This window comes from Gracilimonas sp. (genome assembly GCF_031581265.1).
In the GTDB taxonomy this organism is placed as follows: Bacteria; Bacteroidota; Rhodothermia; order Balneolales; family Balneolaceae; genus Gracilimonas.
Genome location: NZ_JAVLBQ010000002.1, coordinates 183627 through 196324 on the forward strand (window position 1 = coordinate 183627; position 12698 = coordinate 196324).

12 protein-coding genes are annotated in these 12698 nt (G+C 42.7%); 4 read left to right on the plus strand and 8 right to left on the minus strand.

Going from position 1 to position 12698, the window contains the following annotated elements:
* Window positions 1-46: 46 nt before the first annotated feature.
* Window positions 47-1657, minus strand: coding sequence for a UDP-N-acetylmuramoyl-tripeptide--D-alanyl-D-alanine ligase (gene murF, locus RI561_RS01910; protein ID WP_395078525.1), 1611 nt, complete (start codon window positions 1655-1657; stop codon window positions 47-49).
* A gap of 218 nt (window positions 1658-1875) precedes the next feature.
* On the opposite strand from murF, the gene RI561_RS01915 reads away from it, so the two are divergent.
* Together RI561_RS01915 and RI561_RS01920 are read left to right on the plus strand one after the other, a co-directional pair.
* On the plus strand, window positions 1876-2880 hold the full coding sequence (locus RI561_RS01915) for a sugar phosphate nucleotidyltransferase (protein ID WP_395078526.1): 1005 nt from the start codon (window positions 1876-1878) through the stop codon (window positions 2878-2880).
* A gap of 116 nt (window positions 2881-2996) precedes the next feature.
* Complete coding sequence (locus RI561_RS01920; protein ID WP_395078527.1) at window positions 2997-3461, plus strand: PH domain-containing protein; 465 nt, start codon at window positions 2997-2999, stop codon at window positions 3459-3461.
* Between the two features lie 130 nt (window positions 3462-3591).
* Here the strand turns inward: RI561_RS01920 and ruvA are convergent, their stop codons facing one another.
* The 3 genes from ruvA to RI561_RS01935 form a co-directional block, all read right to left on the minus strand.
* Window positions 3592-4188, minus strand: a complete 597-nt coding sequence (gene ruvA, locus RI561_RS01925; protein ID WP_395078528.1) for a Holliday junction branch migration protein RuvA — start codon at window positions 4186-4188, stop codon at window positions 3592-3594.
* Between the two features lie 312 nt (window positions 4189-4500).
* Window positions 4501-5076, minus strand: coding sequence for a crossover junction endodeoxyribonuclease RuvC (ruvC, locus tag RI561_RS01930; protein ID WP_395078529.1), 576 nt, complete (start codon window positions 5074-5076; stop codon window positions 4501-4503).
* 58 nt (window positions 5077-5134) lie between these two features.
* Window positions 5135-5971: an enoyl-ACP reductase gene (locus RI561_RS01935; RefSeq protein ID WP_395078530.1), complete on the minus strand. Its 837-nt coding sequence runs from the start codon at window positions 5969-5971 to the stop codon at window positions 5135-5137.
* A gap of 168 nt (window positions 5972-6139) precedes the next feature.
* Between RI561_RS01935 and RI561_RS01940 the strand changes: the two genes are divergently transcribed.
* A complete protein-coding gene (locus RI561_RS01940) occupies window positions 6140-6547 on the plus strand; it encodes a four helix bundle protein (protein WP_395078531.1) in 408 nt (135 codons plus the stop codon).
* Window positions 6548-6581: 34 nt separating this feature from the next.
* On the opposite strand, the gene dinB is transcribed toward RI561_RS01940, so the two are convergent.
* Entirely contained in the window at window positions 6582-7667 is a 1086-nt protein-coding gene (dinB, locus tag RI561_RS01945; RefSeq protein ID WP_395078532.1) for a DNA polymerase IV, read from the minus strand.
* Window positions 7668-7791: 124 nt separating this feature from the next.
* Between dinB and RI561_RS01950 the strand changes: the two genes are divergently transcribed.
* Entirely contained in the window at window positions 7792-8328 is a 537-nt protein-coding gene (locus RI561_RS01950; protein WP_395078533.1) for a gamma-glutamylcyclotransferase family protein, read from the plus strand.
* Between the two features lie 98 nt (window positions 8329-8426).
* Here RI561_RS01950 and RI561_RS01955 read toward each other — a convergent pair whose 3' ends face one another.
* The 3 genes from RI561_RS01955 to RI561_RS01965 all read right to left on the minus strand — a co-directional run.
* Window positions 8427-10034 (minus strand): peptide chain release factor 3, encoded by a 1608-nt coding sequence (locus RI561_RS01955; RefSeq protein WP_395078534.1) that lies wholly within the window; start codon window positions 10032-10034, stop codon window positions 8427-8429.
* Between the two features lie 294 nt (window positions 10035-10328).
* The gene (locus tag RI561_RS01960; RefSeq protein WP_395078535.1) at window positions 10329-12191 is read right to left on the minus strand and encodes a glycoside hydrolase family 13 protein; all 1863 of its coding nucleotides are present in this window, start codon (window positions 12189-12191) and stop codon (window positions 10329-10331) included.
* A gap of 151 nt (window positions 12192-12342) precedes the next feature.
* The coding region (locus tag RI561_RS01965) for a transposase (protein ID WP_395078536.1) at window positions 12343-12698 on the minus strand (356 nt) is incomplete at its 5' end.

Below are 12698 nucleotides of genomic sequence, written 5' to 3' on the forward strand. Positions count from 1 at the left end.
TAATGTTGAGTTTTAAATGTTAAATGAAGGGTTCATTTAACATTACTTATTCATTATATACATCCGGAAGGTCGTTTTCATAAAGTACGATATCTCCTTCCCGGGCGTGCTTTTGCACCAACTCGTTGGCCTCAAACAGAGAGTTTACAACACGAACATTAAGTGCTGCCGAGTCTTTTGATTTTATGCCTTCCAGAATAGGTTTTGCTCTTTCCTCTCCTACCAGTACCACTAAATCAAGATTCGCTTTGGCAATAGTTTTTCCAAATTTAAAGTTTTCTTCCTCCTCAATATCTCCCAACTCAATCATCCCCGGAGTGATGATCATACGTTGCCCCGAATTAAATTGAGCCAAGATTTCAACAGCATTCTTGGCCCCGACTGGATTTGAGTTAAAAGCATCATCTATAATGGTGAGCTCCCCTCTTTTTTTAAGCTCTAACCGGTGTTCAATAGGTTCAATATTTGCAGCTGCAAGGGCCATGGTTTTGAGACGAATATCGAAATGATTAGCAACACCTACCGCCAGTAATAGGTTTTGAGCATTATGAGCACCGAGCAATTTTGTTTCAAAGGTTTCCGATACATCCCCAATAGAAACATTAAATGACATGCCGGACGTGCTGTAAGAAACATTAGAACCGCGAATACTCCCATTGTTTAAGCCAACCAAGATTCGCTGAATATCATCCCGGTGTTCGCCCATTTTCGAGACCCGTATATCGTCGGCATTCAACACGGCTACACCGCCTTCTTCGAGCCTCCGAACCAGGGTGCCTTTTTCATAGGCAATCACTTCCCGGGAGCCAAAAGTTTCCAGGTGCGCAACCCCTACATTCGTGACTACAGAAACATCCGGGTTGGCGATATCACAAAGTTCCTCAATGTTGCCTTCATAACGCGCTCCCATTTCAAGTATAAGTATTTGGTGATGGGATTGAAGGTCATTATTGATCACTTTACAAATGCCCATTGGGGTGTTATAGCTGCCGGGGGTTGAGCAGACATTAAACCGCTCTTTTAGCAAGTCACGAATCATAAACTTGGTACTGGTTTTTCCATAGCTGCCAGTGATAGCAATCACCTTTAAGTCGGGCATGGAGGCCAGCTTTTTTCGGGCTTGTTTTTTAAATCCATTTTGAATGTACTTTTCAACCGGTTTAGTTATGAGCCCTGCCAGCAAAATAAAAAACGGGAGTAAGGCGATTCCAAAAGCCCATCCTGTAATCAGTAAGATCAAATCAAAAGAGAGTAACCCGCTGAAGTAGTTAGGTAGGGGCAGTTCAATAAAAGGCAGAAATCCTGTAAAACTGGTATAGGTGAAATAGAGCGGTAAAAAAACATTAAGGATAGTGTAGGGTACCATCAGCCGAAGAACTCGCGGAGTAAAAACAAGAGGTTTTTTTACTTTTTCTGGGCGGTACTTTGATACGCCCCTAAACCACCATATGCAAGAAAGCAAAACGATTAAGCTAACGGAGGTGTAGGTGAGGGTATCAAAAATCCAGTTGCTGAACAGCATCAAAATGAAAATGAAAACCATCAGCAATGAGATATTGCCGGTAATCACTTTTTCATCCCAGTGAGCCTTAAGCCATTGCCAAAACAAGTTATTTTTGTAGCCGACCTGTTGATAGATATGAACGAAAAAGCGCATTCGATACCATGTGTATCGAATCATTATTAGGCAAAATAAAATTGCAGCTCCGTCGAGAAGCAAATAATACCAGTTCAATTTATGTGGGATTTAAAAATTATAAGCGATCTGTGTAAAGTATAAGTTATGAAATTAACTGCTATTCGAAATCGGTAAAGAACCTTGCTATATTCACCAGACAATCAATAAAATTGTTTCAAAAAAACGAAAAGAAATATATGAAATTAGTTATCCCAATGGCCGGGCGGGGTACTCGTGTTCGTCCGCACTCGCACACAGTTCCTAAGCCTCTACTGCCTGTAGCAGGTACTATGATTGTAGAAAGAATTATTGAGACTTTTAACCGAACACTGGATCGAGATATCACGGATGTAGTGTATATTTTGGGTCCGGATTTTGGAGAAGACATCAAACAGCCACTGCGCGATATGAGTGAGCGTCATAATGCAAAGGCGTTATTTGAGGTGCAAGCAGAAGCTCTGGGCACAGCTCATGCTGTAGCTATGGCCAAAGAGCACTTAGATGGCGAAGTTATAATCGCTTTTGCAGATACGATTTTTGACAGTCAGGAACCTTTTGAGTTGGGCGATGCAGATAGCGTAATTTGGTTAAAAAAGGTGGAAGACCCATCACGATTTGGAGTGGCTGTACATGAAGGCGATACCATCACCGGATTCGTTGAGAAGCCAAAGGAATTTATATCTGACCTGGCCATCATTGGTGTGTACTACTTCAAGGATGGAAATTATTTTAAAAAGCAGATTGAGTGGGTGCTTGAAAATGATATGAAAGGTCCGGGTGGAGAGTATTTCCTAACAGATGCCCTCGATAAAATGATCAAAGACGGCAAAATATTTAAAACAGCAACCGTTGATGAGTGGTTGGATTGCGGAACTCTGCCTGCGTGGCTGGAAACAACCGGCATCATCACCGAAAAAGAATTTGATGGAGCCGATGAAAGCAAATATCCCAATGCTACCATTATTTCGCCTGTTTATATAGGAGAAGGTGTTCAGATTGAAAACAGTACAGTAGGCCCCAAAGTTAGTATTGAAAACGATTCGGTAATCAAAAATTCCAAAGTTGAAAATACCATCATTCGGGATAATGCTGAGATTTTAGATTCTGAAATTTCCGGTTCAACGGTTGGAGCTTTTACTTCCCTGAAAAATGTGAAAGGGAAGGTTGATGTTGGTGACCATAGTAAACTGGACATAAAATAATTTTAAGTCCACATTTTACATTTAGTCCAAAGGCTTCGGTTTTCCGAAGCCTTTTTTTGTTGTGAAATTCTTTGAATACATTAGAAGTGAATGTTATAAACCATGTAGGTCTAATTATGAGATATCAGTTCAGAGCACCTTGGGATTGGTTGTTAAGAGGTATTACCGGTGGTGTAATATTACTTTTTGCAGTGCTGAATTATGCCACACCAAATCTTTTTGTGGCAATACTCCTATGGAGCATTGTTCTTGGTTGTGCGGCATTTGGAGTGTATGGGTACAGCATTCAGGATGGAAAACTTAAAATTCTGCGGCTTGGCTGGTCTACAGACATAAGCTTGTCTGAGATATCAAACATCGAAAATAAGCCCAATGCCATGATGGGCTCACTGAGAAGGTTTGGCATAGGAGGGCTTTTCGGTTATATCGGGAATTTCAGCAATAGTATTTTGGGGCGGTATAAAGCATATGCAACTCATACAAAAAGAACGGTAGTCTTAGATGTTGGAACAGAGCAAATTGTAATTTCCCCGGACGATCCTGCAGCCTTTATTGAAGCAGTAGTAGAAACTCAAAAATAAAGATAGCTAATCATCCTATAGCTTAGCTTTTAGTAAAATGTAATAAGAATTGCCCTATAACTTTTTGGAACCTCATCTTAAGTCGCTCACTTTTTACAATGGCAACTGAATCTTAAAACCGGGAAAAGTGCTATTTATTTAAACTCGCCAGGGCCTTTTTGATAACTATGGAAGCATCATCACTGCCGGTATCTTTGAGGGCTTTCATAACCGCTTGCTCCGATTCTTTTTTCTTGAAGCCAAGCGATTCCAGCGCAGAGATAGCTTCACCGGTCACACTTGAGTCAGCGGAACTGGTTGGAGTAACACCGGCAGATGCGGCATATTCAGCCAGTTTATCTTTTAGCTCTACGATAATACGCTGTGAAGTTTTCTTCCCGATACCCGGCACTTTCGATAATGTAGCATGTTCTTCATTGGTAATTGCCCCAATAAGTTGATCTGCGGGAAGCCCCGATAGAATAGTAAGTCCAAGTTTGGGGCCTACTCCCTTCACGGTGATAAGTTTTTCAAATAGTGCCTTTTCATCCGAAGAGAAGAATCCAAACAGTCGCTGATCGCTGTCAGTGATATGGTGGTAGATAAGCAGTTTTACTTCCGAACCGGCGCTCTCCAGTTGTTCTTGGGTGATGGATGAGATTTCGACCTCATAGCCCACCCCCTGTACATCAAGGATTACAGCACCTTCTTTTTTCTCTTCAATAAAACCCTTTAAAAATGCGATCATAGTTCCAGCAATTAATTCTTATTTCAATAATTAATTTGAGATAAAGAAAAGCTCTCTGAAGTTGTCATCCTGAGCGCTTTAAAAAACTATCTAAGCAAACTTGTTAAACGCGAAGGATCTCAACCTTTAATACTAATCAGCCAACTCAAATTTTGGGACCCTTCGCGGGATACAAATGAAACATTATTAAAAATGCTAATCGCTCAGGGTGACAACAAATTACTATTTTATTCCGAACTCAAGCTAATTAGATTTCCAATCCCGTGAGGATGTCACTCCAAATTGAATTTTTTTTCGGTGCACTGCCTCAAATTACGTCCCCTTTACCCTATCGGGATTATCGGCAACAAAACTGGCCCAATCACTTTTCTTATTATTTTGATGCGTTTTCTTCTTGGCTGAACCGGGGATTCCTTTGCCTTTCATTAAATGGCACCATGCTACCGCCAGGGCATCTGTTGCATCATTTGATAACTTTTCATCGGGCAGTTTCACCATTTTATTCAGCATAAAAGCCACCTGCTTTTTGCTTGCATTACCATTTCCGGTAATAGATTTCTTTACCGACTTTGGATAGTATTCTGCTACAGATAAACCATTATTGGTGATAGCCAACATAGCAGCTGCTTGCGCTCTTCCCAATTTTAGCATAGCCATGGGATCTACGCCGTAAATAGGTGTTTCAACAGCGCAAGATGTGGGGTTATTGGAGCGTATTATACTTGATACTTTATCAAAAATAACCTGCAATCGTTCGGAATGATCATCGATATCGGCCATGCGAATCACATCACATCTTAAAGCGATCAGTTGTCCGTTTTCTTCCGTCAACAGGGCGTAACCGGTATTTCGGGAGCCGGGATCAATACCGAGTATGACTTCAGGCATAATATTTAGGTTTATTTTATTCTAATCTTGAAAAAAGACCGGCTAAGTCTGAAATAAATTAATCTTCGTCTTCTGAATACAATTTAGCAAGATCATCAATCATCTCTTCAGAAATACCGGAGTTTACAAATCCGCCATCGTGAAACAGATTTTGCATAGTTACTTTACGGGTAAGGTCTGAAAATAAAGTCACGCAGTAATCAGCGCATTCATCGGCTGAAGGATTACCCATTGGAGCAATCATATCGGCAAAAGTATACATGCCATCAAAGCCTTTAATGCCAGTTCCGGCTGAAGTTTTGGTGGGAGCCTGAGAAACAGTATTCACCCGAATTCCCCGGTCAGCCAATCGACTTCCATAGTTTCTGGCGATGCTTTCCAGTAAAGCTTTGGCGTCGTTCATGTCAGAGTACTTGGAAAATATGCGTTGTGCGCCAATGTAAGACAGGGCAACCACACTTCCGCCGTCATTCAGCATATTCATGTTGTCTGCGTGGTGAAGAACACGGTGTAAAGAAATAGCTGAAATATCCAGTGTTTGTTGCAGCCAGTTGTAGTTGAGGTTGGTGTATTCCTTTTTCTTTCGCACATTGGGCGACATCCCGACTGCATGTAAAATAAAATCAACGCCACCGCCCAAATGTTCTTTGGTTTGATTCATCAAGTCTTCGATCTCATCATCTTTGGTGACATCGCAAGGGATGATGGGAGCGCCTGTTTCTTCGCCTAAAGCATCAAGGGCACCAAGACGTAAAGCTACCGGAGCATTGGTGAGCACAAAATCAGCTCCTTCCCTTTTGCAGGCCAGGGCAATTCTCCAAGCAATACTGCGCTCGTCTAAAGCGCCAAAAATAATTCCTTTTTTTCCTTTTAATAATCCGTAACCGTCACTCATAGTTGTCAATTTCTTATAGTTAAATAGTATGTGGGAAATTCACGATTATCTTGGTAAAATGATAGTTGTGTGTGGATAAAGTGATAGTTGAAAGTTGATAGGGTGATTTTTGTAAGGAATTGGTTTGAAACCCCTCTTACTTATGAAAAACAAATAAACTTAAGGGATATGAAATATGAAAAATGGTTAGAGATTGTACCAAAGGAAATGAAAGAAGATATATCTTGGAGATTGGAGGCCTATCGACTAGGATTGTTTTTATCAGATGCTTGTTGGAAAGACACTGAAAAAATAATTCAACTAAAGAGGTTTGCATTGGCAGACCAATTGTATCGTTCAGTAGGATCAATAAGTGCGAATATAATTGAAGGATATTCAAGAATATCAAAAAAGGAGAAAGCACGGTTTTATGAAATTTCACTTGGATCAGCCAGGGAGGCAAGAGATTGGTATTTTAAAAGTAGACATGCAATAAATTATGAACGTGCTTATTCGAGAATAAAATTACTGACTTCAATCATAAAATTATTACAAAGAATGATATCCGATCAGCGCTTAAAGAGTAAAAACAGCTAAAGTCGCCCTATCAACTTTCAACTTTCATTCATCACTAAAATGCCAATTCAAGTTGTTCATACACCTTCTCTTCATTAAGGTTTAGATTAGATAACGTAATTCCCAACAAACGCACCGGTCGTTTTCCGACCTCCGTCTCTTCCAGTAATTTCCGAACTACGTCCGTGATATCCCGATAGCGGTTGGTATAATGAGGAAGGGAATAACTTCGGGTGATGGTGTCAAAATCATCGTAGCGTACTTTTAGGGTGATGGTTTTACCGGCCGCATTGATCTTTTTCATCCCCTCGGCAATGGTTTGAGCGAGCTCATCCAGGAAATTATGAATCCATTCCAGGCTCTCGATATCCTCAGAAAATGTCCGCTCTTTCCCATAGGATTTCCGAACCCGATGCGGCTTCACTTCCCGGTGGTCAATTCCCCTAACGATTCTATAATAGAACCTGCCCGATTTCCCGAAGGCTTTCACCAAATCAATTTCAGTCCATTCCTTTAAATCTGCACCTGATTTTATCCCAACCGCGTGCATCTTTTTTTGAGTGGCCTTCCCCACACCATAAAAATCTTCTATAGGCAGTTCTTCCAAGAAAGCCTCTGCTTTTTCAGGGGTGATTAGGGTGAGACCGTTTGGTTTGTTGAGATCCGAAGCCACCTTCGCCAAGAACTTGTTATGAGCAACACCGGCTGAGGCCGTCAGTTTTGTTTCTTCATAAATTTTTTCCCGAATTTCCTTAGCTATAAGGGTGGCAGATGGAATATTTTTGTGATTTTCGGTGACATCGAGAAAGGCTTCGTCCAGTGATAGTGGTTCAACCAGGTCGGTATATTCGAAAAAGATTTCGCGGATTTGTTGAGATGCTTTTTTATAGGCATCAAAGCGGGCTTTTACAAAAATACCATGAGGACAAAGTCGCACGGCTTTAGAGGCAGGCATTGCCGAGTGCACTCCAAATTTACGTGCTTCATAACTGGCAGTAGCTACAACACCACGGCCACTGGGCGATCCTCCCACAATCACCGGTTTCCCCCGCAAATCCGGATTATCCCGTTGCTCAACAGCGGCATAAAAGGCATCCATATCAACATGGATAATTTTGCGTATGGGGAAATTTGATTTCATAACATAAATTACACATATAACACCATATTAAAAACCCGGAAAACGAAATCCTTTTTGGAACATTTGAAATTGGAAACACATTGAAATAATGTGATAAACAGCTATTGAAATTAATTACCAATCAATGAATTTATACTTTGCTTATGGTTCAAACCTTCATCAAATTCGATTAGAAAGCAGGTTGGGGGAAGCTGATTTTTTGGGGAAGGGAAAGCTTCATTCCTCAGAAATTCATTTCCATAAACTCGGTGGCGATGGCTCCGGAAAAGCTACCGTCCAAAGTTCTTCTGATCCTCAGAACGTTGTTTGGGGAGCTGTTTATGATCTTTCAAAATCACAAGAAAATTTACTTGACAAATATGAGTCGTTGGGAGCCGGGTATCACAAAACTCAAATCGAAATAGAAATGAAGAATGGGGGTAAAGTGCCTTGCTTCAACTATGAAGGAATGAGGGAGTATGTTGATTACACTTCTCTGCCCTTTCACTGGTATAAAAAGTTGGTGGTTTTGGGTAGTCTTCATTTGAAGTTCCCTGATAAATACGTTGAATTCCTCAAGAGCATACAATCCGAAAAAGACTCTAATCCCAAAAGAGTTGCTACCAATCAGCGACTCATAAAGCTTATGGAAGAAAAAAATGTAGACAGTCATATAAAATAAGCCTGTCAGCCGGACTTCATTTAGATTTTATCTAAGGCAAGTTTGTAGGTTGGGTCTTCCATTACATTCACATTGATGAATGGCTTTCTTTAGGGAGATTAGCCTTGCTTAAACTTGAATAGGTTTTCGGCTCCTACTTTATCTTCGCCCTGACTTAATGCATACTGTGAATCAAAGAGCACGATGGGGTTTTCTTCCATGTCTTTAGTAACGTGGGTTGAATAACTTGAGTCCAGCTTTTCAATCACATCATCGCGATCGTTGGGCAGCCAGCGGGCACAGTGATAAGAAACCGGTGTTTTGATAAGTTCTACCCCATATTCTGTTAACATACGATGCTCCACTACTTCAAACTGAAGCACTCCTACGGTTCCAAGCAGTAATTCATTTCCCACTCCTTGTGGAACTTCAAAAACATGAACCACTCCTTCCTCAGAAAGCTGCCTCAATCCTTCCCGTAATTGCTTTCGCTTGAACGGATCTTTGGTCGCCACCTTTTGAAAATGTTCAGGTGTAAAAAGTGGGATCACATCGAACTTTATCTCATTCGATTCATAGATAGTGCTTCCAATGCGGAATGAACCGGGATTGAAGATCGAAACGATGTCACCGGGATAGGCTTCTTCCATAAGCTGTCGGTCATCTCCCATGAGGGTATGGGGAGTAGACATTTTCACTTTTTTGTCGATGCCGGCTATCGTGACCTGTTGCCCCCGTTCAAACTTCCCGGATGCTACACGAATAAATGCCGCACAATCACGGTGATCGGGATTCATGTTGGCCTGCATCTTGAAAATAAAGCCAGAGAAACTGTCATTTAAATCGCGAGCCACACCATCAGGAGTGCTATACTGCTGCGGATGTGGAGCCAACTGGTGGAAATAGTTTAAAAATACATCCAGGCCAAAGTTGTGTAAGGCTGAACCAAAGAAAACCGGGGTCACTTTTCCGGTAGCATAAGCTTCGCGGTCCATATTCTCATACATGTCATCGATAAGCATCACTTCTTCTTCAAAAGCTTCTTTTTCCTGATCAGACATGGATGATTTTGCAAGCGCATCTTCCAGATCCAGCACTTCTGTTACCGCCTTCTTAGCCCCGTGCTCTGTCTTTTGATACATGTGAACCTTCTTGGCAATGGCATCATAAATGCCCTGAAATTTTTGTCCATAGCCCATCGGCCAACTTGCAGGGACGGCCTCGATACCCAATTTACTTTCAACATTACTAAGGATTTCCAGCGGCTCCATACCGGGGCGGTCACACTTATTCACAAAGGTGATAACCGGAACTTCACGGAGCTTACAAACTTCAAATAATTTCTCGGTTTGTTCCTCCACGCCCTTGGCCACGTCGATAACCATGAGTCCGCTATCAGCAGCTACGAGCGTGCGGAGTGTATCTTCAGAAAAATCTTTGTGACCAGGAGTGTCCAGTAAATTATATTTGATGCCGTCTTTTTCGAATCGGAGCACAGAGGAGGTTACGGAGATCCCACGTTCCTGTTCAATCGACATCCAGTCGGAGGCGGCGTGACGAGTAGCTTTACGGGCACGAATAGACCCCGCCTCGTGAAGCGCTCCACCATACAGCAATAGTTTCTCAGTGAGGGTGGTCTTACCCGCATCGGGGTGAGATATAATAGCGAAAGTGCGTCGTTTTTTCGCCTCTTTAATAATTTCAGTTTCGGCAGTGGCCGTGCTCATATAATGTCTCGTTCAGCTTGATTGAAGCCTTAAAGATACAGCCTTTTTCGTGAAGTTTGTAGTGGAGAGTAAGGGGTGAAAAAGTGAACGTAGAACGACTCGCTGAGTCGTTTATCTTTGAACTGAGATCAAAGTTGAAGTTAAGCCTTGTGCAAACGCTCTGTGTCGGCATGAATGATATTCGGGGCTCGAAGTCGAAGTACGCTCCGACGCGGAGCGTCAGGAGCGAGTTTCCGTGGATGAGGTTTTCGACTTTTCACACAGGTCGGTGTGGTTAGTAACCAGGATTGATGATTATTCCAACTCCCAAACACCAGCCGTTTTCCCGGGTACCTTAAAATCATTTTGAACATTAATTTCCCCTCCGGAAAGCACATCAACCCCAACTTCAAAATTATCCAGAATTTCCGCAAAGCGATCTCGATCTAACGTTACGGTTTCTTCATTCGCATTCATGGCTATCATGATGGTTTGGTCTTCATGGAGGCGGAAATATACGTAGGTGTTATTTTCAGGGATGAAGTGCACCAGCTCACCTTCATGTGTTGCTACGGCATCTTTGCGCCATTGGGTTAGTTTGGTGACATATTCAATAATCTCATTTTCTTTGTCCGTGCGACCTTCTTCGGTAAACACGCTTCGCTCGTCTTCGGGCCAGCCGCCGGGCATGGTTTGTCGCCAGGCTTCATCATCGCCGCCTCGGTATTCGTGTTCCATCATCAATTCGGTTCCGTAATACACCTGTGGGATTCCGCGTGTGGTCATCAGGAAGGCGTAGGCCATTTTGAAGTAGTCCTCATCCTTGCCAATGTGCTCGAAATAGCGGCTCATATCGTGATTATCCAAAAAGATGACATTGCCCATTGGGTCGGAGTAAAGAAAGTCTTGAGATAACACATAATAAAGCTGACTCAATCCGGTGGTCCAGCCAAAGTCTTCGGTGAAGGCATCCCGTATGGCAAAGGCAAATTGGAAGTCGGTCAGGCTAGGCAAGTGAGATTGGTAACCGTCATCTACTCCGGGTTTATCATATTGCCAAAAAGCTTCAGCGGGTACATTTTCAACCCACGATTCCCCCACGATATTGAAATCAGGATATGCTGCGAGGACTTCTTTTGCCCAGCGTGCCATATAATGGCGATCGGGATAGACATAGGTATCCATGCGAATCCCGTCGATTCCGGAATACTCAATCCACCAAAGCGTGTTCTGAATGAGATAATCGGCCAGCAGTTCATTGTCTTGATTCAGGTCCGGCATTTCGGGTACAAACCACCCATCGGTGAGCTTGGTAGAATCATAGTCGGAAGCATAAGGATCGGATTGAACGACCCCTCGGAAATTCGTTTGGCCAACTTCTTCAAAATCAAAAACCCAGTCGTTGGTGGGTAAGTCATCCATCCACCAGTGGTTATCCCCAATGTGGTTGTGGATCATATCCATGATTACTTTCATTCCGCGATCCTGAACTTTGGAAACCAGTTCTTTGTACAATTCATTAGAGCCAAAACGGCGATCCACTTTATAGAGATCGGTTGCGGCATATCCGTGATAAGCACCGTATTCTATGCTCATATCATTTTCAAACATAGGGGTGAACCAAATGGCGGTCATGCCGAGATCTTCAATGTAATCCAGGTTATCAATCACTCCCTGAATATCTCCACCTTGCCGGCGTTGGGGATCGGATCGGTCAGCCGATTCCAGCATTCCCTCGATGGTGTCGTTGGAGGGATCGCCGTTGTCAAAGCGGTCGGGCATAATCAGGTATATAACATCAGAGGGATCAAAACCTTGATTGCGACCTTCCATGGATTCCCGGGTTTTCAACTCGTAGTTGAATACAATTTCTTTATTGTGATGGGTAAGGGTGATCTCCATTTCCCCGGCCTCAGCTTCATCCGATATATCAAAATAGAGAAATAAATAGTTGGGAGAATCGACGGCATATTGTTTGGTGATTTTGACGCCGGGGTAATCTGTAGTGGCACGATACAATCCCAGCTCATCTCCGTAAAGTTGAAGCTGAAGTTCATTAACCGGCATTTCAACCCACCAAAATGGGGGATCAATAACCTGAACTTCATCCGGCAGCTGAGCTTGTAGAGCCGGTGACAAAAGTAAAAGTACAAGAACGAGTGAGAAGAGTCTTTTCATGGGGATCTTAAATTTAATTCCAACGAGATGGATAATAAAGATCAGCCAAGACTTTTTCTTATGTAAATGCTTACAGCGTCCTTTGTTTTTCACTGGGACCGGGAGGTCCCGCCTGGCATTCCCAACGGGGTCAGCCTGTGTAAAAACCTTATCAAAGAGATTTTATGGTAATGGAGGCATTAGGGTCAGGTCCCGTATATTTTTGTTGCCATAGGTGGCAAAAATAGCTCATAAAAAACAACACAGATTTTTCCATAGCCTTTACCACCTCCATTAGCTTCTCGATGCCCATAATGTTGAGTACTCGCTTCATATTGTAGGCTAGTACGCTCAGGCTCATTTCAGCGGAAACCTTCTCCAGCCCTTTGGTTAAAAAATAACCGCTTCCCATCGCTCGTTTGAGGGTCCCAAAGGGGTGCTCGGCCAGTTGTCCACGCAGTTTTATCTTCTCCGGGTTCTGCCTCACCCGTTCTTTCTGTGCCTCTATGATCCCTTCATGCAGCCACC